Here is a 25,129-nt window from a genome sequence, read left to right as displayed (position 1 = left end):
TACTTTTCTTTTGGCGAAGCAAAAGAAAAGTGAGTTGCCGCCGGGCAACCCCCGGCCAGCAAGCCTCAGCAAGGGGCGCGCCGCCGGCGCAAGACCGGCCAAGCTAATCTTCCAACTCCGCCTTGGCCATCTCCACATCCAACCGTTCCGTTGCATCCAGCGGCTTGCTGGCCGCCGCCTGCTCATAAAGCTTGGTGGCCTCTTTCATCTTCTTGTCGCCTTCGAGCATGACCATGCCGTTGGCGTACTCGATCATGCCGATGGCCGAGCCGGGGTGCAGTTTCAGGGCGTCCTTGTAGAGCGACAGGCCCACGTCTTTCTTGGCGCCGTAGGTCATGCCGCCTATCAGCGAGCCGACCTTGTCGATGACCTCGGCGTGGAAGGCGGCCAGCGCGATGTGGGCGTCGGCGTGTTTGGGCGAGAGCTTGATGGCCTGCTCCAGTGCGTTTTTTACCTTGGTGCCCAGGCCTTGGGCCAGGGCCTTGGCCACGCTGATGCCCTGGCTGTAGCGGCCCAGTGCATAAGCCTGCCAGTACCAGGCGTTGGCGTTTTTCGGGTCGTCTTTTTGCTGGGCCTCGGCGCGGGCGGCGACTTCCATGAAGAGGTCGAGTTTGGTTTTTTCCTTGGTCTCGAGGTAGGTGGCGTACATGCTGGCGGCCTTGTTGGCCACCGTGATGCCGTCGCCGCCGGCTTTCAGGCCCGCGTCAGACGCCTTTTGGAATTCACCGTTGTGGAACAGCACCCAGGCCTGCAGCACATCGGCGTTCTTGGGCAGGGGTTCGCAGTCGCCCAGGTGCAGGCGGGCCCAGCTCTTTTTCAGGCTGGCGGCATCGAATGCGTAGTCGCCGGCATGGGGAAAGGCAGTCCATTTGGCCATGTGTCTTGTCTCCTTGGTAAAAATTGTTGTGTTATGGATGAGGGCGGTTTGAGGGAACTCAAGCCGGGTTGCTGTAAGCGCCGACCAGGGCCTGCAGGTGCGCGCGCTGGCTTTGCTCCAGGTAGGGAATCAGCAAATTGAGCACGTGGTGCGCGCCGCGCAGCAGCGCGGCCTGGGCGTTGCCGGGTTCCAGCGCGTTGCGCGGGTCGCGCACGTACTCGAAACTGAGCCAGTAGGTGAGCACCACCACCATGCTGGTGGCCGTGGCCTCGACCTCGCGCGAATCGATGGTCATGGCGCCGGCGCGGCTCATGCCGTCGAGCAGGCCCTTGACGGCGCGTGTCTTGTTCTTGAGCACCCACTGGAAGTGGGTTTCCAGCCGGCGGTTCTTGCTGAGCAGGTCGTTGAGGTCGCGGTACAGGAAGCGGTACTGCCAGATCAGCTCGAACAGCGTGTGCATGAAGAACCAGGCGTCCTCCACGTCGCGCACGCCGTCGCTGGCGTTGAGCAGCTCGCTCAGGGATTTTTCGTAGCGGTCGAACAGCGAGTTGATGAGCTCGTCTTTGGCGGGGTAGTGGTAGTAGAGGTTGCCGGGGCTGATGTTGAGCTCGGCGGAGATCAGCGTGGTCGACACATTGGGCTCGCCAAAGCGGTTGAAGAGGTCCAGGGTGACCTCCAGGATCCGCTCTGCTGTACGGCGCGGCGCTTTTTTCGCCATAGTTGTCTACCTTGTATTGTTCTTTAACTCTAACCCAGCGCCTGCCGGCGCGAAACTAGGGAAGTCCGCAAAACCTTGATCCGCCGATAGAGAACCTTTGGGTTACGCCGCCAGCGCCCTGCGGGAAGGCGATTGCAGCGCATGGCTTAAATCCTCCATCACCTCCTCCAGCGAGGCGATGGCGCGGCCCACGCGGGTGGCGGCCGGCCTTGGGGCCACCAGGTGGCGCTTGGGGTCCTCCAGGACGTCCAGCTTCAGGCTCACGCCGTGCCGCGCGAGCTTGGCCGACAGCGTGGTCTTGCGCGAGCGCAGCATCTGCCGGGTCTTCTGGTAGGCGTGCTCGGCCAGTTCGCGGCGCTGCCGGTAGCTGAAGGTGTTGGCCAGGAACATCTCGGCGTCGCGGTGGTCGGGCTCCAGCAGCACGATGTCGGTGTCGGGGTAAGCGTGCTCGTAGTGCTTCATGCCCAGCTCCAGCCGCGAATGGATCATGGAACGGAAGGTCTGGCTCATGACCGCGGGCAGGCCGCCGCTGACGATGCGCGGGATGGCCTGTTTTTCGGGCGGCAGGCCGCGGCGCATGACGCGTTGGTCCATGGCCAGCTGGGGCGCGCGCGTGGAGTTGAAGGGCACCAGCGGGTTCAGGCAGAACATCAGGTCCACGCCCTCGTCCATGGCCACACCGGCGTGCATGGTCTTCTTGAGGGCGCCGTCCACGTAGTAATGGTTGTCGATCTCCACCGGCGGGAACAGGCCGGGCAGGGCCGAACTGGCCTGGACGGCCCTGGAAATCGGCACGTGGTCCCAGCCGGGACGGCCAAAGGGCGCGGCGTCGCCGCTGTCCAGGTTGGTCGCCACCAGGGTCAGGCGGGTGCGGAGCTCGCGAAAGTCATTGGTGCGCCCAGGCTTGGAAAACAGTTTTTCGAGCTGGGTGTCGACTTCATCGTTGGCAAAAATGCCGGTGGGCAAGGCTGGCCCCAGCGCTTCCAGCGCATGGACGAAAGATTTGCGCCCGAAGGTGGCGCGCCATGCGGCCGACGCGGCCAGGCCGGGCAGCGTGATGCCGCGCCGCAGGAGTTCGCCGTAGGCCGGCACCATCAGCCAGGCCGGGTCGAACACCTCCGAGGCCTTGTCGTCGTTTTCGATAAAGGCCGCGCAGAGTTCGCGCGGCGTCATGCCGTTGGCCAAGCCCGCCGCGATAAAACCGCCGGCCGAGACGCCCACGTAGTGGTGCAGTTCGGTGAAAGAGATGCCTTGCAGGGATTCATCGAGGGCGCAGAGCGCGCCTATCTCGTAGATGGCCCCCAACGGGCCGCCGCCGGCGAGGGCCAAGGCAATGCGCGGCCCGGTGGCGGCCCGTTTCGTCATTTTTGCCGTGTCGGCATGCTGCGCAGCAGCTAGACGACCGCCGCCGGCGAGGGCCAATGCAATGCGCGGCTGGCTGTTGGACGGCTTGCTTTTTGAACGCTTGGCTGAGGTCATGAGAAGAAAGTGTAGACGGCGGCCCCGGCAATATTTGCTGCTTTGCAGCAAAACGCACAGGCGAAAAAAAAGGGACGGTGCGTCCCTTTTTATGAAGCTCGCCGTGCTTAGGCCGACTTGCGCGCGGCCGGGCGCTTGGCGGCCGGGGCCTTTTTCGCGGCCGGCTTGGCGGCGGTCTTGGCAGCGGGGGCCTTGCCGCTGAGTTTTTGCACGTTGCGGTTGAGTTCGTCAATGCGTGCGATCAACGCGTCCACATCCTTGGCGGAAGGCACGCCGAGCTTGTTCAGGGCCTTGGCGACGCGGTCTTCGAAGATGGTTTCCAGTTTGTCCCACTGGTGGCCGGCTTTGGACTGGATATCGGTGGCCATGGTGGCCATCTTGTTGGTGGCTTCGGAGATCTTCTCTTCGGCGACGGCCTGGGTCTTGCGCTGGATGGACAGGCCTTCCTTGACCAGGGTTTCAAACACTTTGCCGCCTTCTTCCTGTGCCTTGGAGAATGCGCCCAGGCCGGCCAGCCAGATTTGCTGTGCGGACTCTTTGACGGCGCCCGAAAGCTGGGGGCCGGATTTTTTGTCGGCGCTCATTTTTTGCAGTTTCTTGACCATGATGGACTCCAGACAGTGAGGGTTGTGGATTGGCGCGGACAGTATGCCGCATAGACTGGAAAATATAAGCCTTCCCCGCGGCGGTGTTTAGGTGCCCCGCTCTATGGAAAAGCGGGCCCCGCGCCGCTGAGCGCGGGTTTCTGCTGAATAGGGAGTCATGCGGTTTAAGCAAGAATCAGTTTTTTGATCGACAGTTCAGCGGAGAAAACACAACATGCATTATTTCGTCACAGGGGCCACAGGCTTCATCGGCAAACGCCTGGTCAAAAAACTTCTGGAACGAAAAGGCACGACCGTTCATTTCCTGATCCGCCAGGAAAGCGCCGGCAAGGTCGCGGCGCTGAGGGAGTACTGGGGCGTGAGCGCCGCGCGGGCTGTCGCCATCCACGGCGACCTGACGAGCAAGAAGCTGGGCGTGAGCAGCGAGGACATCAAAAAGCTCAAGGGCCAGGTCGGGCACTTTTACCATCTGGCCGCCGTCTATGACCTGGGCGCCGACGAGCAAAGCCAGATCGCCGTCAACATCGAAGGCACGCGCAGCGCGGTGGAGTTCGCCAAGGCCATAGACGCCGGGCACTTTCACCATGTGAGCTCCATCGCCGCGGCCGGCCTCTATGAAGGCGTGTTCCGCGAGGACATGTTCGAGGAGGCCGAGAACTACGACCATCCCTACTTCATGACCAAGCACGAGAGCGAAAAAATCGTGCGCAAGGAATGCAAGGTGCCCTGGACGGTGTTTCGCCCCGCCATGGTGGTCGGCGACAGCACCACCGGCGAGATGGACAAGATAGACGGCCCCTACTACTTCTTCAAGCTGATCCAGCGCATGCGCCAGCTGCTGCCGCCCTGGATGCCGGCCGTGGGGCTGGAAGGCGGGCGCATCAACATCGTGCCCGTCGACTTCGTCGTTGACGCGCTGGACCACATCAGCCACAAGACCGGCATCGCCAAGAAGTGCTTCCACCTGGTGGACCCCGTGGGCTACCGCGTCGGCGACGTACTGGACATCTTCAGCCGCGCGGCCCACGCCCCCAAGATGAACCTCTTCGTGAACGCCGCCCTGCTGGGTTTCATACCGCGCGGCGTGAAGAAAAGCCTGATGGCGCTGGCGCCGGTGCGGCGCGTGCGCAATGCGGTCATGGCCGACCTGGGCCTGCCCGAGGACATGCTGACTTTCGTCAACTACCCGACGCGCTTTGACTGCCGCGAAACCATGGCCGTGCTCAAGGGCGCCGGCATTGAATGCCCCAACCTCAAGGACTACGCCTGGCGCCTGTGGGACTACTGGGAGCGCCACCTGGACCCCGACCTGCACATCGACCGCTCGCTGCGCGGCACGGTGGGCGGCAAGGTGGTGCTGGTCACCGGCGGCTCATCCGGCATAGGACTGGCCGCGGCGCACAAGTTCGCCGAAGCCGGCGCGACCACCATCATCTGCGGGCGCGACCAGGACAAGCTCGACGAGGCCTGCAAGGAGGCCAAGGCCAAGGGTTACCAGTTCGTGGCCTACCCGGCGGACATCGCCGACATGGCCGACTGCGACCGCTTCCTCAAGCTGCTCATCGCCAACCACGGCGGCGTCGACTTCCTGATCAACAACGCCGGCCGCTCCATACGCCGCGCGATCGAGGCCAGCTACGACCGCTTCCACGACTATGAGCGCACCATGCAGCTCAATTACTTCGGCTGCCTGCGCGTGACCATGGGGCTGCTGCCGGGGATGGCGGCCAAACGCAAGGGCCATGTGGTCAACATCAGCTCCATCGGTGTGCTGACCAACGCGCCGCGCTTTTCGGCCTATGTGGCCTCCAAGGCCGCGCTGGACGCCTGGACGCGCTGCGCCTCGAGCGAGTTCGCCGATGTCGGTATCAGCTTCACCACCATCAACATGCCGCTGGTGCGCACGCCCATGATCGCGCCGACCAACCTGTACAACAACGTGCCGACACTGTCCCCCGAGGAAGCCGCCGACATGATCGCGCAGGCCTGCATCTTCAAGCCGGTGCGTGTCGCCACGCGCCTGGGCATCACCGGCCAGCTGCTGCACGCGCTGGTGCCGCGCATCGCCCAGATCGCCATGAACACCAGCTTCCGCATGTTCCCCGATTCCTCGGCCGCCAAGGGCGAGAAGGGCGCCAAGCCGCAGCTGTCCGCCGAGGCCGTGGCCATGCAGCAGATGATGCGCGGCATCCACTTCTAGCCGGGGCCGCGGCGGCCGCCGGCCGCCTTTTCCGGCCTTGTCGCCCGCAGGCCAGGGGCATAATGTGTGCCGGTGCCGCACTGCAGCGGCGCATGGAAGGGTGAGCTCATGATTTTGGTTACAGGGGGAGCCGGGTTTATCGGCGCCAATTTTGTTCTTGACTGGCTGGCGGGCAGCGACGAGCCGGTCGTCAACCTGGACAAGCTCACTTACGCCGGCAATATGGAAACCCTGGCGCCCCTGAAGGGCGACCCGCGGCATATTTTTGTCCGGGGCGACATCGGCGACAGCGCCCTGGTCGCGGACCTGCTGGCCAGGCACAAGCCGCGCGCCGTCGTGCATTTTGCGGCCGAGTCGCATGTGGACCGGTCCATCTCGGACCCGGAAGCTTTCATACAGACCAACATCGTCGGCACTTTTCGCTTGCTGGAGGCCGCGCGCCGCTACTGGTCGGACCTGCCGGCCGGCGAAAAAGCCGCCTTCCGCTTCCTGCAGGTGTCCACGGACGAGGTGTACGGTTCGCTGCAGCCGGCCGACCCCGCTTTCAGCGAAACCAACCGCTACGAGCCGAACAGCCCCTATTCGGCCAGCAAGGCGGCGAGCGACCACCTGACCCGGGCCTACCACCACACCTACGGCCTGCCGGTGCTCACCACCAACTGCTCCAACAATTACGGCCCCTACCATTTCCCCGAAAAACTGATCCCGCTCATGATCGTCAACGCCCTCGCCGGCAAGCCCCTGCCGGTTTACGGCGACGGCCAGCAGGTGCGCGACTGGCTGTACGTCAAGGACCACTGCAGCGGCATACGCCGTGTGCTCGAAGCCGGCAAACCCGGCGAGACCTACAACATAGGCGGCAACAACGAGAAGCCGAATATCGAGATCGTCCACGCGGTGTGCGCCCTGCTCGACGAGCTGCGCCCTCGCGCCGGCGGCAGCTACCGTGAACAGGTGGCCTTCATCAAGGACCGGCCCGGCCATGACCGCCGCTACGCGATCGATGCCGGCAAGATGATGCGGGAGCTGGGCTGGAAGCCCGCCGACACCTTTGAAACCGGCATCCGCAAGACCGTGCAGTGGTACCTGGACAACCCCGAGTGGGTCACGCACGTGCAAAGCGGCGCCTACCGCGACTGGGTCGAGGCCCAGTACGCCACGGCCGCGGCTTGAACGCGCATGAAGGTACTGCTTTTCGGCAAGAGCGGCCAGGTCGGCTGGGAGCTGCAGCGCAGCCTGGCACCGCTCGGCGAACTGGTCGCGCTGGACCGCCACAGCACGGATTTCTGCGGCGACCTCGCCAACCTGGACGGCATCCGCGAGACGGTGCGCCGGGTGCGGCCTGACGCCATCGTCAATGCCGCCGCCTACACCGCGGTCGACAAGGCCGAAAGCGATGCGGGCAACGCGCGCATCGTCAATGCCGAAGCCCCCGGCGTGCTGGCCGAGGCGGCCGGCGCCGCCGGCGCATGGCTGCTGCATTATTCAACCGACTATGTGTTTGACGGCAGCGGCAGCAAGCCCTGGGAAGAAACCGACCCGACCGGCCCGCTCAGCGTCTACGGCCGCACCAAGCTCGAAGGCGAGCAGCGCATCGCGGCCCGGTGTGGCCGGCACCTGATTTTGCGCACCAGCTGGGTCTATGCGGCGCGGGGCGGCAACTTCGCCAAAACCATGCTGCGCCTGGCCGCCGAGCGCGAGCGCCTGACGGTCGTGAGCGACCAGTTCGGCGCGCCTACGGGGGCCGACCTGCTGGCCGACGTCACGGCCCACATGCTGCGCAGCGCGCTGGCCGGTTCCGCGGCTGGTTTTGCGGGCACCTACCACGTGGCGGCCGCGGGCGAGACTTCATGGCACGGTTATGCGCGCTTTGTCGTCGAATGCGCCGCTAACAGCGGCAAGGCGCTCAGGGTCTCACCGGACGCCGTGGACCCTGTCGCCACATCGGCCTTTCCGACGCCGGCCGTGCGCCCGCATAATTCGCGTTTGAACACCAGCAAACTTCGCGGCGCCTTTGGCTTGCAGCTTCCGGCATGGCAGCAGGGCGTGGCCCGCATGCTGGCGGAAATTACCTGATGACATCCATATGACTCAACGCAAAGGCATCATCCTGGCCGGCGGCTCCGGCACCCGCCTGCATCCGGCCACATTGGCCATCAGCAAGCAATTGCTGCCGGTCTATGACAAGCCCATGGTGTATTACCCGCTCAGCACGCTGATGATCGCCGGCATCCGCGAGGTGCTGATCATCAGCACGCCGCAGGACACGCCGCGCTTCCAGCAGCTTCTGGGGGACGGATCGCAGTGGGGCATGAATCTTCAATACGCCGTGCAGCCCAGCCCCGACGGGCTGGCCCAGGCCTTCATCATCGGGGAGAAATTCCTGAACGGTGCGCCCAGCGCATTGGTGCTGGGCGACAACATCTTTTACGGCCATGACCTGCACAGGCTGCTCGGTGAAGCGGATGCCGAAACGTCGGGGGCGACGGTGTTTGCCTATCACGTGAAGGATCCCGAGCGCTACGGCGTGGTGGCGTTTGACGCCACCGGACGGGCCCGCAGCATTGAAGAAAAACCGGAAACGCCAAAAAGCAATTACGCCGTCACGGGCCTGTATTTTTATGATGCCCAGGTCGTCGAGATCGCCAAGGCTATCAAGCCCAGCGCCCGCGGTGAGCTTGAAATCACCACGGTCAACCAGCGTTACCTGGAGCAGGGCCAATTGAAGGTGCAAATCATGCAGCGCGGCTATGCCTGGCTGGACACCGGCACCCACGACAGCCTGCTGGACGCCAGCCAGTTCATCGCGACCCTGGAGCATCGCCAGGGGCTTAAGATCGCTTGCCCCGAGGAAATTGCCTGGCGCAACGGGTTTATTGATGACGCCCAGCTGCAGAAACTCGCGGAGCCGCTCGCCAAAAGCGGCTACGGCCAATACCTGCAGAGCCTGCTGAAAGAGAACGGCCGTTCATGAAAGTCACGTCCACGCCCATTGCCGATGTGCTGATCATCGAACCCAAGGTTTTCGGTGACCCGCGAGGTTTTTTCCTGGAAAGCTTCAACCAGCGCGCGTTCAATGCCGCGACCGGTACTGATTTCAATTTTGTCCAGGACAACCACAGCCGGTCGGCGAAAAACGTGCTTCGCGGCCTGCACTACCAGCTGGGGCAGCCGCAGGGCAAGCTGGTCCGTGTGGTGCGGGGTGCGGTTTTTGATGTGGCTGTCGATATCCGCCCGGCATCGCCGAGTTTTGGCCAATGGTTCGGCCTGGAGCTCAGTGAGGAGAATCACCGGCAGCTTTGGGTGCCGCCCGGCCTTGCGCACGGCTTCCTGGTGTTGAGCGACAGCGCGGAATTTTTATACAAGACAACCGACTACTACGCACCCGAGCAGGAGCGCTGCATTGTGTGGAACGATCCCACGCTGGGGATCGCCTGGCCTCTGGAGGGCGGTTCACCCTTGCTCTCGGGCAAGGACGCCGCGGGCCTGAGGTTTAAAGCGGCGGTGTCCGCGCCCTGAGGCGCGAAACCGAACAGCTTCTTAAACGCTCGCCAGGCCGACGAGGTCGCTGTCCTGGGCGTCGGGCGTGAACCCGCTGACGTGTTTGAGCAGCAGTGTCCGCAAGGTGGCGGTATCGTTGGCTTTCACGGCCTGCTTGAGCAGCTCCAGGTCTTCCCGGAAATCCGCCCAGGGCACGAACTCTTCATGCGCTTTCAGGATGCGGGGATGAAGCGTGGCGACGGGGTTGTCGCCGATCAGCAGCTCTTCATACAGTTTTTCGCCGGGACGCAGGCCGGTGACCTCGATGGCGATGTCGCCGTCGGGGCGGTTTTCGTCGCGCACCGTGAAGCCCGAGAGCTTCACCATCCGGCGGGCCAGGTCGATGATGCGCACCGGCTGGCCCATGTCCAGCACATAGACCTCACCGCCCTCGGCCATGGCGCCTGCCTGCAGCACCAACTGGGCGGCTTCCGGGATGGTCATGAAATAGCGGGTCACCTCGGCGTGCGTCAGGGTGATGGGGCCGCCAGCCTCGATCTGCCGCCGGAACAGCGGCACAACGCTGCCGCTGCTGCCCAGGACATTGCCGAAGCGGACCATGGCAAACCGCGTGCGGTTGCCGACGGCAGGGGCCTCAGGGCCGAAACTCGGGGCCGGCGTTGCCGAGAGCGCTTGCAGCACCATTTCGGCGAGGCGTTTGCTGGCGCCCATGACGTTGGTGGGACGCACGGCTTTGTCGGTGGATACGAGGACAAAGTGGCTGACACCGGTCTCTATCGCTGCACGCGCCGCATTGAGCGTGCCCAGCACGTTGTTGGCGACCCCTTCGGCGGGGTTGTGCTCGACGAGCGGCACATGCTTGTAGGCGGCCGCGTGGTAGACGGTGTGCGGCTGGTAGGCCCGGCAGATTTCGAGCATGCGGCCGTAGTCGCGGACGTTGGCCAGCAAGGGCGCCAGTTCTATGGTGGCGCCCTCGCGGTCCGCGATGCGCTGGCACAAGTGCTGGAGTTCCTGGTGGATGCTGTAAAGCCCGAACTCGCTGTGTTCGACAAGAATCAGCCGCGCGGGTTTTTCCTGCAGGATCTGGCGGCACAACTCGCTGCCGATGCTGCCTGCCGCACCCGTGACGAGCACGACTTTGCCGAACAGGTTGCGAGCCAGCAAGGCGCGATCCGGCGGCACCGCGTCCCGTCCCAGCAAATCTTCAACGTCCAGATCCTTGATGTCCGCCAGCGCTACGCGGCCGTGGGCCAGATCGGTCAGGCCCGGAAGGGAGCGGACGTGCACCGGCAAGGGCTGCAGCTCGTTCAGGATCTCGTTGCGGCGAGTGCGGGTGATGGATGGCAGGGCCAGCAGTATGTCGGTGATGCCATGGTCACTCACAATGGCCTTCAGATTTGCCGGCGCATAAACCGGCACGCGATTGATGGTCAGTCCCTGCAGCGAGGGGCTGTCGTCCACAAATCCGAGCAGCTTGAATTCGTGCGAAGTGGCGATGGCATTGGCGATCTGAACGCCGGCGGATCCCGCGCCATAGATCAGCAGGTTGCTGACGGGCGTGCTGCGGCGCTGGCCGGCGGAAAGGCTGCTGAGCCACTGCCGCGCCGCGGCGCGGCTTCCACCCACCATGACCATCAGGATCAGGGGCTGCAGGAGCCCGATGGAGCGCGGCACGTCCGGCCATCCCGCTATCATCAGCACGCCGAAGAACAGCACGGCATACAAGGACACGGCGACCGCCAGGGCGCGCATTGCGGCCATGTCGCTGTGGCGGAACACCGCCCGGTACAGGCCATTGCGCCAGAAAATCGGCGCCGCCAGGAGCGGCGCCAGCGCATAGGGCCACCATTGGTGCAGGCTGTAGGGCCAGTGCCAGGTGTCCAGGCGCAGGGAGTAGGCGGCCCATACCGCAACGACGCCCATCATCGCGTCGGCCAATAGCACAACGATTTGCTTGACGCGCCGCGGCTGGCTCAGAAGTTTATTTTTTATCATGAGGGCTGATACAAAATAGGGATGGCACCGTCAGTGCGAAACACCTTCGCGGCGAAGCACTTTCACGGCGGTTAACCACAGTATGCGAACGTCGAGCCACAGCGACCGGCGCTGCAGGTATTCGGCATCCAGAGCCACTTTCTCGGGTATCGGCAGCTCGTCGCGGCCGTTGATCTGCGCCCAGCCCGTGAGCCCGGGCACCAAGGCGTCTATGCCTTTCTCGGTGCGCAGTGCGATGAGGTCGGTCTGGTTGAACAAGGCCGGCCGCGGGCCGACAAAGCTCATGTCGCCGGCCAAAATGCTCCAGAGCTGCGGAAGCTCATCAAGACTGCTTTTGCGCAGGAAAGGGCCTATCGGGGTCAAATGCGCTTGCGGATTGGTCAGCAGGTGCGTGGCAACAGCCGGCGTACCCACGCGCATGCTGCGGAACTTGGGCATCCGGAAAATCCTGTTGTGACGGCCGACACGATCGGACCAATAGAGCGCCGGCCCGGGCGATGTCAGGCGAACAAGAGCCGCCACCACCAGAATCGGCAAGGCCAGAATACAAGCCAGAAATATGGCAAACGCCAGGTCAAACACTCGCTTCAAGAAAAACATCCAAAAAGTTCCGCACGAAGCCGTTTTTCGATGAGTGCTCATCCCCCGTCAGCGGGCCTTCGGGCGTTAAATACTCCTCGCGCCTCGAATATCCGGGCCGGTGCCTTGCGCACCTGCCCACGAAGCAGCTGAGGGATTATCGGCGAAAAGTCCTGCAGCAATGCTTTTCCGCCGGTTGCGCTTGCAGCCCCTTGCGGCCGGCTCCCAATGCCGCAAGCGCCTCGATCCACAGCGGTTGGGGCTATGCGTATCCCCGGTGAGGCTGGTACCCGCAACCGTCACCGGGGGGGGCAGAGCACAAAAGTATGAATCGCAGGTTCAGCGCAAGATATTTCGGACCGTCGCGACGATGCGTGCAATTTGCGATTCACTCATGTTCGAGCCCGAAGGCAGGCATATGCCGTGCTCAAACAGGCGGTCCGAAACTGATTTTTCCGGTTCCGGGAAGTAACGGCAGCGGGAGAAAACCGGTTGCAGGTGCATGGGCTTCCACAGGGGGCGCGCTTCAATCAGCTCCCCGGCCAGGCGTTTGGTGAGCTCCTGGCTGTTGATGCCGACGGCGGGGTCGATGACACAGGCGGTCAGCCAGTGGGTCGAGTAGCTCCACTCCGGCTCCGGCATCCACTGGATTTCGGAAACACCTGAAAAAGCGCTCTTGTAGGTCTCGAAGACCGCGCGGCGCGCCGCAACGCGCTCGCCCAGCACCTTGAGCTGCCCGCGCCCGACGCCCGCAAGAATATTGCTCATGCGGTAGTTGTAGCCGATCTGGCTGTGTTGATAATGGGGCGCGGGGTCACGGGCCTGTGTGGCCAGGAAGCGGGCCTTCGCGATGAGGTCCCTGTCGTCGGAGACCAGCATGCCGCCCCCCGAGGTGGTGATGATCTTGTTCCCGTTGAATGAATAGACGCCGAGCTTGCCGAAACTGCCGCTGGCCTTGCCTTTGTAGCGTGCGCCCAGCGATTCGGCCGCATCCTCGAGTACGGGCACGTTGTGCGCATTGCAAATGCCGATCAGGCGGTCCATGTCGGCGCTTTGGCCGTACAGGTTCACGACGATGACTGCCTTCGGCATCCAGCCTTCGCGCTTTGCCGTGTTAAAGGCGCTCTCAAGCGCCGCCGGGGACATGTTCCAGCTCTCCTCATCGGAGTCGATGAAGACTGGCTCCGCGCCCTGGTAGACGATGGGGTTGGCGCTTGCCGAGAAAGTCAGTGTGGAGCAGAAAACCCTGTCGCCCTTTTGCACTCCCAGCAGGATGAGGCCGAGGTGGATCGCCGCGGTCCCCGAGGACAGCGCAGCCGCGTACTTGACGCCGACCAGTTCGGCCAGCTCCTGCTCAAACCCGTCTACATTGGGCCCCAGCGGTGCAATCCAGTTGGTGCGAAAGGCTTCTTCGACAAACTCCCTTTCGGCGCTTCCCATGTGGGGCGTTGAAAGCAGGATCTGCTCGTCGATCACCTTGCGATCCAGTATTTCGACGACCCTGCCTGAATCGTCCACCACGGGGAGGTGGTTGATGGCATGGCGGTTCATCAGGTCGAGTGCTTCGCGCCTCGAGGCCCGCGTATTGATGACTTGCGACTGGATCGATGGCAGCGAAGCTATCGTGTCCTCCAGCTGTGTGCCGGCAAGCACCAGGCGGCGCAAGTCGCCGTCGGTGACGGTCCGCTCAAACAGGCCGTTCCTGTCGGTCAGCAGCAAGATGCCCAGGCCGGCCTGGTCGAGGATTGACAAGGCTTGACGCAGCTTGGCATCACGCGTGATCGACACATTCTGGATATTCGTCACCTCAGCTCCTAGCCGTATTCCGGGCCGGAACTCCGACCCATGTTTCACCCGCATTGACGTTCGCAGTGACCACCGCGCCCGCGCCCACCACCGCGCCATCGCCGATGGAGATGCCTGGCAGTACTTTGGCACCCGCGCCGATCAGCACGCCCGAGCCCACCACGACGCCGCCACTGAGCGCCGCGTTGGGCGCGATATGCGAGAAGTCGCCCACGACGCAGTCGTGATCCACGACCGCGCCGTGGTTGATGATAACGCTGTGACCGAGTGAGGCGGCCGCGGCGACCACGGAGTGTGCCGCCAGGAATGAGCCGTCCCCGATGCGCGCGAAGCGCGAAACGCTGGATGCCGGATGAACAATGGACAGCGGGAGCGACTTCATGTCGAGCAGCGCGGCGAATAGCCGCCGGCGCGCCTGGCCGCTTCCGATGGCGAGGTGAAAGGGCTGGCCTTGCATCTCCTCGGCGATCGCCGGCACCTCGATCGGGTATCCCAGAAGCTGCTGCCCCTGCAGCTGTTGCGCGCCATCCCGCACGCGGACGTCGTAAGCCAGGGCATCGCACGACAGCAGCGTGTCCAGCACGACCTTTGCGTGCCCGCCGGCGCCTATCAGGTAGAGCAATTTAGTAGGCATTCGATTTCATCATCACCGATGGGTCGAGTGGAAGGGTCTCAATCAGCCGGGCGATGCGTTCAACGCTGTGGCCGTCACCGTAAATGTTGTGGCGGTCGTAGCGGCCGTGCGCCAGGGCTTGCTCCACGGCCTGCCCGATGGCCGCCGGGTCAACGGCAACATCCGTGACATTTGCGTTGCGTTCACGCAGGTTCTGCCGCGATCCGATGTTGACAACGGGCGTGCCGAACGAGGCCGCCTCGATAATGCCCGCGCTTGAGTTGCCTATCATGAGGTCGGCCGCGGCCATCCATGAAACAAACAGTTCCCGGGGGAAATGCGTCACGACCCGGACGTCGCCATGCGCCGCGTGCGCTTCAAGGGCCGCGCGAATCTGGTCGCTGCCGGCGTCCGAGTTCGGCTTCAAGGCCACCAGCTGGAGCCCGCGCGCCAGCAAGGTGTCGATGATCCCGGTGGTCCCGGTGCCGGCATTTTCCGTTTCCTGCACGACGGGGTGGTACACCATCAAGGCTACTGGCCGGGTTGGGTCGAGCCTCGCATCCCGCAAAAGCTTTTCCCGGCTATGAAGCGCCAGGGCCTCTATGCCGTCCAATCCCGGCGCGCCGGTCAGGTACACGTTGGCGGCCTGCTCTCCCATCCGCACCAGCCGGTCGCGCGATTCGCTGGTCGACACAAAGTGGAAGTGCGAGAGCTTGGAAATCGCATGGCGTATGGATTCGTCGATGGTGCCGGATCGCTCGCCTCCGTGAATGTGCACCACGGGAATGTTCAGGTGGACGGCCGAGAGGGCGCCCGCGAGCATCTCACCCCGGTCACCCAGAACCAGCACCAGGTCCGGTTCGATATCCAGGAACGCGTCGACGAAGCCGGTCACCATTTTCCCGAGGTTTCTAGCCATGGTGGCGCCGGTCGCACTCGCGAGGTCGACATCGACAAGGGCATTGACCGGCAAGCCCGCGGCTTTGATATCGTCGGCAGTGCTGCCATATTTGTCCGACAGGTGCATGCCGGTGACAACGATGGACAGTTCCAGCGCCTCAGAATCACGGAGCGCTGTCAGGGTGCCGCGCATCAGGCCAAAGTCGGCCCGGGTGCCCGTGATGTAGCAAACCTTGCGCTTCATCGCAGGTCCGGCCAGCCAAGCGTGGCCCCCGCGTCGATGTCATGCGCGGCCTGCTTGCCGAGCACCTTTGGAAGGTCGCCCGGCGGGATGCCGGTGCCGGGCCGCAGCAAGACCAGGTCCGCGGCGGTGATGGCCTGGCCGGCGCGTATGGGCCTGGCCGCGGTGACGCTGCGCCGCACCAGTGCGCGAACCGGCAGCTCCGAGGCGGTAGGTTGTTTGACCGGGGAGCCCAGGGCGGCCTCGACATCCCGGATCTGCCTGACTAGTTGTCCAAGCTCCTCGGGCGAGAGGGATGCCTTGTGATCGGGCCCAGGCATGGAACGGTCCAGCGTGAAATGCTTTTCAATGACCGTCGCGCCCATGGCCACCGCCGCCGTGGAAACCGCCAACCCGAGTGTGTGGTCGGAATAGCCGACCGGCACCGCCACGTCGCGGGCGATGCTTTGCATGGCGCGCAGGTTCACGTCGCTGCATTCGGCCGGGTAGTTGGACGTACAGTGCAGTATCGTCAGCATGCTCGCCAGCGGCTCATTGAACCCGTTGCTTTTACGCGTGGCTTCAATCACCTCGACCGCACGCCGGATTTCATCCATGGACGCCATGCCGGTGGAGACAATCAGCGGCACGCCCTTGGCGGCCAGAAAAGCCAGGAAAGGCTCGTTGGTGATTTCGCCGGAGGGAACCTTGATGCGCTTCATGCCCAATGCCAGCAGGAAGTCGGCGGCCGCCTCGTCAAAAGGCGTGGACATGAATTCGATGCCCACCTCGGCGCAGCGGGAGAAAAGCTTGCGGTGCAATTCCTCCGACATCTCCAGCGCCTTCAGCATGGCATACTGGTTGCCGTCCCCGGTTTCCCGCTTCTGGTACTCGGCCTTTTCGGCACCGGGCGCGACGAGCTTGTCCGCCGAGAAGCTCTGGAACTTGACGGCATCGGCCCCGCAGCGCGCCGCGGTGTCCACCAGCTCCATGGCCAGTTTGGGGTCACCGTTGTGGTTGACGCCCGCTTCCGCAATGATGAAAGTTTTCATGGGGGAAATATTCACCATGCTGTCCACCCGCCGTCGACCATCAGGTTTTGTCCTGTCACCCACGCCGAAAGGTCGCTCGCGAAATAAGCGGCCGCTCCCTTGAAGTCTTCTTCATGGCCCATGCGGCGCATCGGCGTTCGCTCGACATAACGCTCCTGGAATGCTTCCGGCTGGTTTCGCGCGATTCCGCCGGGGCTGATGCAGTTCACCCGGATGTCCGGGGCCAGCACCGTGGAAAGCCAGCGCGTGATCTGGACAAGCCCGCCTTTGCTGGCGGCGTAGGCCGCTGGGTTACCCATGGTGGTCCCCTCGTACAGGGCCAGGTCCGGCCCCACAACCCCATAGATGGAGCTCACGTTGATGATGGAGCCCTTGCCGCTGGTTTTCAGCAGGGGGGAGAGCAGTTGCGAAAGATGGAATGCGGCGGTGAGGTTGACCTCCACCGCGCGGCGCCATGTGCCGATCTCCTGCTCTTCGAAGGGAACGACCCAGCCGGTCAACGTGCTGTCGCCCACAAAACCGGCGTTGTTGACCAGTATGTCGGCGCGTCCGAATGTCCGGGACACCCATGCCGGAACGTTTTTCCGCTCGTCTTCTGATTCAAGGTCGATCAGCAATTGTTCGACGGGCCGGTTCCATTTTGCGCGTAGCCGGTCCGCGGCTTTTGCCAGCGTCTCGGCATTGCGGTCCAGCAGGCATACCGAGCAGCCCAGTTCGGACAGGGCCGACGCCATGGCCTGGCCCAGGTGGCCCGCGCCCCCGGTAATGACGGCGACGCGGCCCGACAGGTCCATCATGGTCGATATCGAGCGAGATTCTTCTTCTTCCATGGTCTAAACATTCCCGGTTTGCGAAGCCCTGACTTTTGCAATGGCCTCGGCCAGCATGAAATCGTAGGGTGTGTCGATGTCCAATGCCCGTTCAGGCGGCACTTTCACTGTTTTGATGCGTCCTTCAAAAATCCCGTTGGCTTTCAGGATGAATGAAGGCCTTGCGGCATAGGCGACTGTCGTGATGTCGTAAACCACCGGCGCGTCTTGCCGGCGAGTAATGCTTGCCTTGGGTGGGATGACCAGTCCGGCATATCCCTCGGGGTCGAGTACCACCATATTGAAGTAAGGGCTGCGATCAGCGTCCTTGACCGTGATCACGATGTCGGCGGCCGGATCTTCCGCCAGTGCTTGAATGCATGATTCAACGTCCTGCCGGTTTCGAAAGGGCGATGTGGCCGGCAGGCTGACGAACAGGTCAAAAGCGCCCCTTTCCTTTTGCACCCATTCAATCGCATGGCGCCAGGCCAGCCATTCGGGGCTTGAGTCGGCCGCGAGTTCCGCCGGCCTGATGAACGGCACTTCGGCGCCATACTCCCGGGCAACGGCGGCAATGGCCGCGTCGTCGGTGGAGACGATCACCGTCTCTATGCTTGCACATGCGCGCGCGACCGCGATCGAATGAGCAATCAGCGGTTTCCCGTCGAGCATCTTGATGTTCTTGCCGGGAACACCCTTGGAGCCGCCGCGGGCGAAGATGAAAGCTATTGTGCGCAATTCAGGTTCCTGCATATCCATGGACGGCGACAGCCGCGCCATGCGCCATCGACGCCCTGGCCGCTTCCACAATCGCCAGCACATCATATCCCTGCACGCCGTCGCACAGGGCCGGCTCCCGGCGGCGTGCGCAGTCCAGGAAGTGGCGCAGTTCGGCGAGGTACATTCCGTTGCGGTCCGCTTGCGCATGGCTGTCGATGTGTCGCCAGGCGCCTTCGGCGACGGAGTACACATCGATCTTGTCGGTGATGCCGTTCCAGACCAGGGTGCCTTGGTCACCGATGAACTTGCAGCTGCGGGCTGGCGACCGCTGCAGGAAATCCAGGTGGATGTTGACCAGACGGGCGGGGTCCTCGTATTCCAGGCAAAGCTCGACCATGTCCTCCACATCGATTTCCAGTTCGCTGTAGCGGCCGCCGCGTGCGCTGACACGCGAGGGCATGCCGAACATCCAGTACAGGTAATCGATTTCGTGGCTGAGCTCCAGCAGCGCGCCACCGCCGAGCTCGCGCCGGGCGGAGACGTTTTCCTGGTAGCGCGTTCCCGGCCGCCAGTCCGGAAGGTATTGGCCGACCTCCGCGCGTACGCCGCGAACCCGGCCGATCGCGCCGGCATCGAGCAGTTTTTTGCATTCCACCAGGGAGGGCAGAAAGCGCAGGTTGTAGCCGACCATCAGCGGTATGTTCGCCTGAGAGCTGGTGGCCAGCAAGGAGGCCAGGCCTGCGCTTGTATGGGCAATGGGTTTTTCAACCAGCAGGGCGATTCCGGCGGCGGCCAGCGCCGTCGCGACGTCGACGTGGGTTGACGCAGGCCCCGCAACAATGGCCGCCGACGGCGCGAACGCCAAGGCTTCCGAAAGGGAGAAAAATTGATGGTCGGCGCCCGTCGGGACTGCGGCACCGGTGTCGGTGGCGTGCAGCCGCAGTACGCCAATCCGGGCGTCCGGGCAGAGCTTCCTCAGGTTGGCCAGGTGGCGCCGGCCTATGCTGCCAAGGCTGACAATCAGGTATTTTTCGCAAGCACCGGCGAGTGATGAGCGCGCCGCAGGCATATCAAAGGGCAAGAAAGCTGCGCACCATGGCCAGTCCGATTTCACCGCTTCGTTCAGGATGAAACTGGGTGGCGACGATGTTGTCGCGTTTGACCGCCGCGCAAATGCGGTGCCCGCCATACAGGCAGTCGGCGAGCCGGTCGCCGTCGCGTTCGGGGTGGGCCGCAAACGAGTGGACAAAGTACACGGCGGGGCGGGCTGCCTCGAACGACTGAAGAAACGTGCCCTGCCAGGTCCGGCCGGTTTCGGGGTGGACCAGATGGCCCCAGCCGATATGCGGCACGCGTTGCATCTCGCCGGAGGTTGTGGTGTTGGGCACTGCCTTGACCCTGCCGGGCAATATGCCCAGTCCCTTGTGCTCGCCGAACTCCTCGCTCACGTCAAACAGCATCTGCATGCCGACGCAAATCCCGAACAGCGGGCGTGCCGATTCCGCATAACGTTTGATTTCATCGGCGAAGCCGCGTCGCGTCAGTTCGTTGATGCTGTCCTCGAATGCCCCCACTCCCGGCACCACCAGGCGCTCCGCGCCGGCGATTTCCCCGGGGTTTTCGGTGACGTGCACATCGGCACCGCAGTGCTGGAATGCCCGGGCCACGTTGAGCAAATTGCCCACGCCATAGTCGGCGATGGTGATTTTGACGGTCATGCTTGAACATCCCTTACGTTCAGGCCCGCCTTCAGCGCGGCGGCGCGGATGTCCGGCAGCGCCAGCCTCTTGTAGTGCAGCACGTCGGCCATGGCCACCGCATCCGCTCCTCCCGACTTGGCCGCATCGATCAGGTGCTCGACTGTTCCCATCCCGCCGCTGGCAATCACAGGAATGGGAACGGCCTGGCTGATCTGGCGTATCAGGTCGACTTCGAAGCCCTTGCGCGTTCCTTCGCGGTCCACGGAGGTCAGCAGAATCTCGCCGGCGCCGAGTTCCACACCCTTGCGCGCCCATTCAATGACATCGAGGCCGGTACGCTCGCGGCCGTTGTCGGTGTAGGCCTCCCACTTGCCGGGGGCGGTCAGCTTCGCCTCGATCGAGAGCACCATGGCCTGCGAGCCGAAGCGGCGCGATACCTTGGTGATCAAGCTGGGGTCGGCTACGGCGGCGGTATTGATGGCGACCTTGTCGGCGCCCGAGCGCAGAATGTGGCGGGCGTCGTCCACGGAGCGGATGCCACCACCGACCGTGATCGGAATGTAGACCTGGTCCGCGGCGCGGCGAATGATGTCGCTGAGATTGTTGCGCCCGTATAAGCTGGCCACGATGTCCATGTAGACGAGCTCGTCGGCGCCGGCTTCGTAGTAACGCAATGCGAATTCCTGCGGGTCGCCCATCACCCGCAGGCCTTCCAGCCGGATCCCTTTGATCAGGTTGGGGCCCTTGATGTCCAGGCGGGGAATCAGGCGTACATTACCCATGCCACACCGCATGCCGTAGTTTCCACTGCCCGTCTTCCCATTTCCACAGATGGGGCGAGCGGAAGGTGTCCGCCAGTTTCATGAAGTACTCCCTGTCCAGCACGGGCTGCTCAAACATCGCGCTGGCGGCTTCCCCAAATTCCTTGGACGGGATGCTGAGATAGCGGAATATTTCATCGGCAAACCGCTCCGGAAATTCGTGGTCGAAGCGCTTGACCAACGCGACCCCTTCTTCGCGTGTGATGTCACCCGAGCGGATTTCCTGGGCGGCATCATAGGTGGCGCGGCCCAGGCCGAACTTCACGCCGGTCGTGTAATAGTGGAAATCGTCGATGCGATCGTCGATGCTGTTGTATTTGCTGTAGGTACCGGGAGTGCGCTCGGGGGAAGCTTCGAAGCCGCCGTGCTCGACCGCATAGTAGTAGCAGCTCTGGGGATGCCATTTGAGGTAGTAGCCCAGGTAGTGCACTTCGATTTTCTGCTCTTCGATCTGGTTAGGGTCGGCCGGCAGGTAAGGCAGCAAGTCCTGGTGCTCCACCCCGAAGTGCTGCTTCAAGTCCGGCACGCTGACGCCGCCCAGGCTGACCTTCGATTGGTCTGCTGCGGTGAAGTAAGACCAGTCGCGCTTGGCCGTTTCGGTATCGCCGATCGGGTTGCCGTACTCCGCTTCGTTTTCACCGTAGAACACCAGCGGAATCTTGTGCAGCAATGCCATTTTCGGCGCGAGCGCCTTCTGGCCGAACATGAACGCCTGAAACGGGTGGAACAGGTTGTCCACCGCCAGGCGGGTCAGCAGCCGGTGTACGCGGCCATTGGGCGTCATCAGCAGGTTGTCATGGCCCGCGTGGATCCAGCTTTGAAAGTTTTTCCATCCCCAGTCGGTGTAAACGTGCGGCGCCCAGGTGACCGTCAGGGGGTGCATGCCGTATTTGGTGCGCAGGATGTGCGAGGCGTAAAAACTGTCCTTGCCCCCTGAGCCCGGCACGATGCAGTCGTAGCTGCCGTCGGTGCTGCGATGGCGATTGCACAGTTCAACCAGGTTGCGCTCCCGCTCTTCCCAGTCTATGGTGGCCTTCTTTTTTTCCGCGAAGTTGCATGCGTCGCAAACACCATGCTCGTCGAAGTTAATGGTTTTTTTCTTCGAATCTTTGGTGTGGCTGTATTCGACCGCCGAATTGGGGCGCTGGTTGGAGATCACGCATTTCACGCAAAACTCGACGTCCTCGGGCAGTCCGTATTTCGCCTTGAGGTGACCATGTTCACCGGTAAAGTCCGCTTTGACGATATCTTTGGGGTAAGGAATTTTTTCCATGGTTCTCTCAATTTGAAAATTTAATTCTTGCTTGCTTTGCTGGCGCAGACGGAAGGGGCAGTTCCAAGGGGCTGCGTTTACCGGGACCACACCGTCCGATTCACATAGTCGGTATAGCTGAGCACAATCCTGACAACCTGCTTGGACACCGCTCCACCCTGGTAATCGGGAACTACCGCCATCACGCGGTTTTCGCGGTCGTGCTGGCTCGTCACAACGCGAATCGCGTCCAGCACGCGGTCCTTCTTCAGCCCGCTCATGACCAGTGTGCCCTCGTCCATGCCTTCAGGGCGCTCGTGAGCGTTCCGGATTGTAATTGCCGGCAGATTCAGCAAGGAGGCTTCCTCGGTAATCGTCCCGCTGTCCGAGAGGACGCAGAAAGCCGCCATCTGCAGGTGGATGTAATCGAGCAGGCCGAATGGCTTGGAAAACCGGATCAAGGGATGCTCAAGGGATTTCCCCAGGGCTTCAAGCCGCTTGCGCGTACGCGGATGGGTTGAGACGATAACCGGGTATTGGTAGGCATCAGCGATCGCATGCAAGGTGTCCAGAAAGTCGACGAGGTTTTCCGCCGTGTCGACGTTCTCCTCGCGGTGCGCGCTCACAACGAAAAACTGGTTCTTCGTGAGGCTTTCGCGTGCCAGCACGGTGGACGCCAGGATGCCGGGCATGTAGTGCGCCAGCACCTCTTCCATATGGGAGCCGGTCTTGATGATGGTTTCAGGGCGAATGCCCTCCGCCAGCAGATACCTGCGGGCGTGTTCGGTCAGCACCAGGTTGATATCGCTCAGGTGGTCGAGCACCTTGCGATTGAGCTCCTCCGGTACCCGCTGATCGAAACAGCGGTTACCCGCTTCCATGTGGAACACCGGGATCTTCCGGCGCTTGGCGGCGATCACGGCCAGGCAGGTATTGGTGTCGCCGTACAAAAGCAGCGCGTCGGGCTTTTCCGCGGCGAAGACGGCGTCCGCCTTGGCGATGATTTCCGAGATCATCTGCGCCGGCGTCTCACCGGTTGCTTCGAGAAAATGGTCAGGTTTTCGGATGCCCAGCTCATCGAAGAAGACCTGGTTCAGCTCGTAGTCGTAGTTCTGTCCCGAATGCACCAGCACATGCGTGACCTGCTTGTCGAGCTCGGCGATGACTCGGCTCATCTTGATCAATTCGGGCCGGGTGCCGACCAGCGTCATGACTTTAAGCACCAAGCATCTCCTGGATGTAGCTGAGCTTCAGGAGCACGGATTTGATCTGCGGCACGTCAAGCCGCTCGGTATTGTGCGAGGTGTAGTCGTCCAGGTCCGAGATGTTCTGCTCGCCCTCGACAAAGTATTTTTTGTAGTTGAGATCGCGGTTGTCCGCCGGAATGCGGTAATAGCGGCCCATGTCTTCGGCCTTCGCCATTTCCTCCCTGGAGATCAGGGATTCATAGAGTTTTTCGCCATGGCGGGTGCCGATGATGTTCACAGGCGCTTGCCGGCCGAAAAGCTCTTGCAAGGCCTGGGCCAGGTCCGCGACGGTGGAGGCGGGAGACTTTTGGATGAAGATATCCCCCTGCTGGGCGTGTTCAAACGCGTGCAGAACCAGATCGACGGAATCCTCGAGCGACATCAGGAAGCGGGTCATCTTCGGGTCGGTCAAGGTCAGCGGCTGGCCGGTGCGCAGCTGGTTCACGAACAGCGGTATGACCGAACCTCGCGATGCCATCACATTGCCGTAGCGGGTGGCGCAAATGACCGGCCCCGATTCGGGAATCATGCGGGAGCGCGCCACCATGAGCTTTTCCGCCATGGCTTTGGAGATGCCCATCGCATTGATGGGATATACCGCCTTGTCGGTGCTTAGCACCACCACCCGCTTCACGCCGGAAGCGATAGCGGCGTTCAGGACGTTTTCGGTGCCCAGCACGTTGGTCCGCACTGCCTCCATTGGGTAAAACTCGCACGAAGGCACCTGCTTCAGCGCCGCGGCGTGAAACACATAGTCGACGCCGACCATCGCCTGCGTGAGGCTTTCGCATGAGCGCACGTCGCCGATGTAGAACTTCACCTTGTCGTTGCCGAGCTCGATGCGCATGTCCTCCTGCTTTTTCTCGTCGCGGCTGAAGACCCGGATCTCCTTCACGTCCGTGGCGAGAAAGCGCTTGAGCACCGTATTGCCGAAAGACCCGGTTCCACCCGTGATCAAGAGGACTTTGTTGTCAAACATCGCGGGATACCTCGTAGCGGTGCATTGTCTCAACGAGGTCGGGCCACGGCGGCGGGGTGTAGCCGGTTACCGCGTTGAAACGCTGCGCATTCAATGAGCGATCGATCACCAGCCGTGAGTCCGGGGTGATCTCGATTTTTTTTCCGTAAGCGGTGGCGACCATGGTGAGCAGCTCATATTTATTGATGGGGGACGACGCCACGTGGTAGAGGCCGTGCAGCTCGGTTCTCGGCAGAACGACGTCCCTGACAAGGCGAGCTAGCTCCACGGTGGGCAGGCCCGAGAAAATCGCCTTATCGTAGCCTTTGCATGCGCCCTGTTGCTGCAGGAACCAGCCGATCAGGCCGTTGGCGCCGGCCAGCTCGTGCCCGATGATGGAGGTTCTCAAAGTGATCGCGTGCGGGTAGTCCACTTCACCCAGCAGCTTGGAGCGGCCGTACAAGTCCTCCGCGTCGGGCGCATCGCTCTCAAGGTAGCCGCCTTTTTTTCCCGAAAAAACGCAATCGGTGCTGATGTGCACCAGCCGTGCGCCCGCCAGCTCGCACAGTCGCGCGATGCGATGCGGCAGCAGGGCGTTGACCGGAATGGCGCTGAGCGCATCACCGGCGTGCGACAGTTGTTTGATCAGGCCGATGCAGTTGATCACCACCTGCGGCCGCACGGTCTGGAACAGCTGGATCAGCGAGTCGGGGTTTTCAACGTCCCCTCCCACGACAAGATGCTTGCGCAGGTTCGGCGGGAACAGGGCCTTGCTGGCATTGGAGCGGATGGCACCGACCACCTGATGCGCGCCGGACTCTGCGAAAACCCGCAAGGCGGCGCTACCCAGCATTCCGCTTGCGCCAAGAATCAGTACTGTGCTCATCGATTGATTGGGTGTTCCCGCCTCAAAAAATGAGGCAGGCGGTGAATATGCTCTGTCATGTAAGACGGGAATCCAAATGAGGCGCCACGAGGGTTTAACTACACCTTGAACTGAGCGCGCGCCTGGAGACTGGCTTCTTGTGGCACGCTTTCAGCTGAAATTCAGATATGGATCCCGGTGGCTTGGTCGAA

General features: G+C 62.7%; 24 protein-coding genes. 5 read left to right on the top strand and 19 right to left on the bottom strand.

The annotated features are described in order from the left end of the window. Window positions 1-103: 103 nt before the first annotated feature. From PMI15_RS20905 to PMI15_RS20890, 4 genes are all read right to left on the bottom strand, one after another. Window positions 104-877 carry a hypothetical protein gene (locus tag PMI15_RS20905; protein WP_007873933.1) on the bottom strand — a complete coding sequence of 258 codons (774 nt, stop codon included), beginning with the start codon at window positions 875-877 and terminating at the stop codon, window positions 104-106. Between the two features lie 58 nt (window positions 878-935). Then, window positions 936-1,595 carry a TetR/AcrR family transcriptional regulator gene (locus tag PMI15_RS20900; RefSeq protein WP_007873932.1) on the bottom strand — a complete coding sequence of 220 codons (660 nt, stop codon included), beginning with the start codon at window positions 1,593-1,595 and terminating at the stop codon, window positions 936-938. Window positions 1,596-1,697: 102 nt separating this feature from the next. Next, window positions 1,698-2,960, bottom strand: coding sequence for a patatin-like phospholipase family protein (locus tag PMI15_RS20895; RefSeq protein WP_007873931.1), 1,263 nt, complete (start codon window positions 2,958-2,960; stop codon window positions 1,698-1,700). 221 nt (window positions 2,961-3,181) lie between these two features. Next, entirely contained in the window at window positions 3,182-3,679 is a 498-nt protein-coding gene (locus PMI15_RS20890; protein ID WP_007873930.1) for a phasin family protein, read from the bottom strand. 214 nt (window positions 3,680-3,893) lie between these two features. On the opposite strand from PMI15_RS20890, the gene PMI15_RS20885 reads away from it, so the two are divergent. The 5 genes from PMI15_RS20885 (at window position 3,894) to rfbC (ending at window position 9,398) form a co-directional block, all read left to right on the top strand. Next, window positions 3,894-5,879 (top strand): SDR family oxidoreductase, encoded by a 1,986-nt coding sequence (locus PMI15_RS20885; protein WP_007873929.1) that lies wholly within the window; start codon window positions 3,894-3,896, stop codon window positions 5,877-5,879. A gap of 108 nt (window positions 5,880-5,987) precedes the next feature. Beyond that, window positions 5,988-7,052 carry a dTDP-glucose 4,6-dehydratase gene (rfbB, locus tag PMI15_RS20880; protein WP_007873928.1) on the top strand — a complete coding sequence of 355 codons (1,065 nt, stop codon included), beginning with the start codon at window positions 5,988-5,990 and terminating at the stop codon, window positions 7,050-7,052. Window positions 7,053-7,058: 6 nt separating this feature from the next. Then, window positions 7,059-7,955 carry a dTDP-4-dehydrorhamnose reductase gene (gene rfbD / locus PMI15_RS20875; protein ID WP_007873927.1) on the top strand — a complete coding sequence of 299 codons (897 nt, stop codon included), beginning with the start codon at window positions 7,059-7,061 and terminating at the stop codon, window positions 7,953-7,955. A gap of 10 nt (window positions 7,956-7,965) precedes the next feature. Beyond that, a complete protein-coding gene (gene rfbA, locus PMI15_RS20870; RefSeq protein WP_007873926.1) occupies window positions 7,966-8,853 on the top strand; it encodes a glucose-1-phosphate thymidylyltransferase RfbA in 888 nt (295 codons plus the stop codon). Continuing rightward, window positions 8,850-9,398: a dTDP-4-dehydrorhamnose 3,5-epimerase gene (gene rfbC, locus PMI15_RS20865; RefSeq protein ID WP_007873925.1), complete on the top strand. Its 549-nt coding sequence runs from the start codon at window positions 8,850-8,852 to the stop codon at window positions 9,396-9,398. Before rfbA ends, rfbC begins: the two co-directional genes overlap by 4 nt. A 21-nt stretch (window positions 9,399-9,419) precedes the next feature. On the opposite strand, the gene PMI15_RS20860 is transcribed toward rfbC, so the two are convergent. The 15 genes from PMI15_RS20860 to PMI15_RS20790 form a co-directional block, all read right to left on the bottom strand. Then, the gene (locus PMI15_RS20860; protein WP_007873924.1) at window positions 9,420-11,375 is read right to left on the bottom strand and encodes a nucleoside-diphosphate sugar epimerase/dehydratase; all 1,956 of its coding nucleotides are present in this window, start codon (window positions 11,373-11,375) and stop codon (window positions 9,420-9,422) included. Window positions 11,376-11,405: 30 nt separating this feature from the next. After that, on the bottom strand, window positions 11,406-11,966 hold the full coding sequence (locus PMI15_RS20855; protein WP_036840467.1) for a sugar transferase: 561 nt from the start codon (window positions 11,964-11,966) through the stop codon (window positions 11,406-11,408). Between the two features lie 327 nt (window positions 11,967-12,293). After that, window positions 12,294-13,760 (bottom strand): aminotransferase class I/II-fold pyridoxal phosphate-dependent enzyme, encoded by a 1,467-nt coding sequence (locus tag PMI15_RS20850; protein ID WP_007873922.1) that lies wholly within the window; start codon window positions 13,758-13,760, stop codon window positions 12,294-12,296. Window position 13,761: 1 nt separating this feature from the next. Continuing rightward, window positions 13,762-14,394 (bottom strand): NeuD/PglB/VioB family sugar acetyltransferase, encoded by a 633-nt coding sequence (locus PMI15_RS20845; protein WP_007873921.1) that lies wholly within the window; start codon window positions 14,392-14,394, stop codon window positions 13,762-13,764. Then, window positions 14,384-15,517, bottom strand: a complete 1,134-nt coding sequence (neuC, locus tag PMI15_RS20840; protein WP_007873920.1) for a UDP-N-acetylglucosamine 2-epimerase — start codon at window positions 15,515-15,517, stop codon at window positions 14,384-14,386. Before neuC ends, PMI15_RS20845 begins: the two co-directional genes overlap by 11 nt. Next, complete coding sequence (gene neuB / locus PMI15_RS20835; protein ID WP_036840462.1) at window positions 15,514-16,545, bottom strand: N-acetylneuraminate synthase; 1,032 nt, start codon at window positions 16,543-16,545, stop codon at window positions 15,514-15,516. The genes neuC and neuB overlap by 4 nt, the downstream gene beginning before the upstream one ends. A gap of 11 nt (window positions 16,546-16,556) precedes the next feature. Next, entirely contained in the window at window positions 16,557-17,375 is an 819-nt protein-coding gene (locus tag PMI15_RS20830; RefSeq protein ID WP_007873918.1) for an SDR family oxidoreductase, read from the bottom strand. A gap of 3 nt (window positions 17,376-17,378) precedes the next feature. After that, window positions 17,379-18,113, bottom strand: coding sequence for a cytidylyltransferase domain-containing protein (locus tag PMI15_RS20825; protein WP_238541165.1), 735 nt, complete (start codon window positions 18,111-18,113; stop codon window positions 17,379-17,381). Further along, window positions 18,094-19,263, bottom strand: coding sequence for a Gfo/Idh/MocA family protein (locus PMI15_RS20820; protein WP_157214697.1), 1,170 nt, complete (start codon window positions 19,261-19,263; stop codon window positions 18,094-18,096). Before PMI15_RS20820 ends, PMI15_RS20825 begins: the two co-directional genes overlap by 20 nt. Next, on the bottom strand, window positions 19,145-19,792 hold the full coding sequence (gene hisH / locus PMI15_RS20815) for an imidazole glycerol phosphate synthase subunit HisH (RefSeq protein ID WP_007873915.1): 648 nt from the start codon (window positions 19,790-19,792) through the stop codon (window positions 19,145-19,147). Before hisH ends, PMI15_RS20820 begins: the two co-directional genes overlap by 119 nt. Continuing rightward, complete coding sequence (gene hisF, locus PMI15_RS20810; protein WP_036840442.1) at window positions 19,789-20,556, bottom strand: imidazole glycerol phosphate synthase subunit HisF; 768 nt, start codon at window positions 20,554-20,556, stop codon at window positions 19,789-19,791. Before hisF ends, hisH begins: the two co-directional genes overlap by 4 nt. Further along, the gene (locus PMI15_RS20805) at window positions 20,549-21,868 is read right to left on the bottom strand and encodes an N-acetyl sugar amidotransferase (RefSeq protein WP_007873913.1); all 1,320 of its coding nucleotides are present in this window, start codon (window positions 21,866-21,868) and stop codon (window positions 20,549-20,551) included. Before PMI15_RS20805 ends, hisF begins: the two co-directional genes overlap by 8 nt. A gap of 77 nt (window positions 21,869-21,945) precedes the next feature. Beyond that, window positions 21,946-23,070 carry a non-hydrolyzing UDP-N-acetylglucosamine 2-epimerase gene (gene wecB / locus PMI15_RS20800; RefSeq protein WP_007873912.1) on the bottom strand — a complete coding sequence of 375 codons (1,125 nt, stop codon included), beginning with the start codon at window positions 23,068-23,070 and terminating at the stop codon, window positions 21,946-21,948. Continuing rightward, window positions 23,063-24,073, bottom strand: coding sequence for a polysaccharide biosynthesis protein (locus PMI15_RS20795; RefSeq protein ID WP_007873911.1), 1,011 nt, complete (start codon window positions 24,071-24,073; stop codon window positions 23,063-23,065). Before PMI15_RS20795 ends, wecB begins: the two co-directional genes overlap by 8 nt. After that, window positions 24,066-24,938, bottom strand: coding sequence for an SDR family oxidoreductase (locus PMI15_RS20790; protein WP_036840440.1), 873 nt, complete (start codon window positions 24,936-24,938; stop codon window positions 24,066-24,068). Before PMI15_RS20790 ends, PMI15_RS20795 begins: the two co-directional genes overlap by 8 nt. Window positions 24,939-25,129: the final 191 nt, after the last annotated feature.

The sequence above is a fragment of the Polaromonas sp. CF318 genome, from assembly GCF_000282655.1.
In the GTDB taxonomy this organism is placed as follows: Bacteria; Pseudomonadota; Gammaproteobacteria; order Burkholderiales; family Burkholderiaceae_C; genus Polaromonas.
Note: the sequence above shows the minus strand (reverse complement) of the source record. Positions and strands in the feature narration are given on the sequence as shown.

What these genes read in the sequence shown, in the direction of transcription:
- PMI15_RS20905 (WP_007873933.1), bottom strand. Translation starts at nt 877, where the DNA reads ATGGCCAAATGGACTGCCTTTCCCCATGCCGGCGACTACGCATTCGAT.
- PMI15_RS20900 (WP_007873932.1), bottom strand. Translation starts at nt 1,595, where the DNA reads ATGGCGAAAAAAGCGCCGCGCCGTACAGCAGAGCGGATCCTGGAGGTC.
- PMI15_RS20895 (WP_007873931.1), bottom strand. Translation starts at nt 2,960, where the DNA reads ATGACGAAACGGGCCGCCACCGGGCCGCGCATTGCCTTGGCCCTCGCC.
- PMI15_RS20890 (WP_007873930.1), bottom strand. Translation starts at nt 3,679, where the DNA reads ATGGTCAAGAAACTGCAAAAAATGAGCGCCGACAAAAAATCCGGCCCC.
- PMI15_RS20885 (WP_007873929.1), top strand. Translation starts at nt 3,894, where the DNA reads ATGCATTATTTCGTCACAGGGGCCACAGGCTTCATCGGCAAACGCCTG.
- rfbB (WP_007873928.1), top strand. Translation starts at nt 5,988, where the DNA reads ATGATTTTGGTTACAGGGGGAGCCGGGTTTATCGGCGCCAATTTTGTT.
- rfbD (WP_007873927.1), top strand. Translation starts at nt 7,059, where the DNA reads ATGAAGGTACTGCTTTTCGGCAAGAGCGGCCAGGTCGGCTGGGAGCTG.
- rfbA (WP_007873926.1), top strand. Translation starts at nt 7,966, where the DNA reads ATGACTCAACGCAAAGGCATCATCCTGGCCGGCGGCTCCGGCACCCGC.
- rfbC (WP_007873925.1), top strand. Translation starts at nt 8,850, where the DNA reads ATGAAAGTCACGTCCACGCCCATTGCCGATGTGCTGATCATCGAACCC.
- PMI15_RS20860 (WP_007873924.1), bottom strand. Translation starts at nt 11,375, where the DNA reads ATGATAAAAAATAAACTTCTGAGCCAGCCGCGGCGCGTCAAGCAAATC.
- PMI15_RS20845 (WP_007873921.1), bottom strand. Translation starts at nt 14,394, where the DNA reads ATGCCTACTAAATTGCTCTACCTGATAGGCGCCGGCGGGCACGCAAAG.
- neuC (WP_007873920.1), bottom strand. Translation starts at nt 15,517, where the DNA reads ATGAAGCGCAAGGTTTGCTACATCACGGGCACCCGGGCCGACTTTGGC.
- neuB (WP_036840462.1), bottom strand. Translation starts at nt 16,545, where the DNA reads ATGAAAACTTTCATCATTGCGGAAGCGGGCGTCAACCACAACGGTGAC.
- PMI15_RS20830 (WP_007873918.1), bottom strand. Translation starts at nt 17,375, where the DNA reads ATGGAAGAAGAAGAATCTCGCTCGATATCGACCATGATGGACCTGTCG.
- PMI15_RS20825 (WP_238541165.1), bottom strand. Translation starts at nt 18,113, where the DNA reads ATGGATATGCAGGAACCTGAATTGCGCACAATAGCTTTCATCTTCGCC.
- PMI15_RS20820 (WP_157214697.1), bottom strand. Translation starts at nt 19,263, where the DNA reads ATGGCGGGCACCGCATTTGCGCGGCGGTCAAACGCGACAACATCGTCG.
- hisH (WP_007873915.1), bottom strand. Translation starts at nt 19,792, where the DNA reads ATGACCGTCAAAATCACCATCGCCGACTATGGCGTGGGCAATTTGCTC.
- hisF (WP_036840442.1), bottom strand. Translation starts at nt 20,556, where the DNA reads ATGGGTAATGTACGCCTGATTCCCCGCCTGGACATCAAGGGCCCCAAC.
- PMI15_RS20805 (WP_007873913.1), bottom strand. Translation starts at nt 21,868, where the DNA reads ATGGAAAAAATTCCTTACCCCAAAGATATCGTCAAAGCGGACTTTACC.
- PMI15_RS20795 (WP_007873911.1), bottom strand. Translation starts at nt 24,073, where the DNA reads ATGTTTGACAACAAAGTCCTCTTGATCACGGGTGGAACCGGGTCTTTC.
- PMI15_RS20790 (WP_036840440.1), bottom strand. Translation starts at nt 24,938, where the DNA reads ATGAGCACAGTACTGATTCTTGGCGCAAGCGGAATGCTGGGTAGCGCC.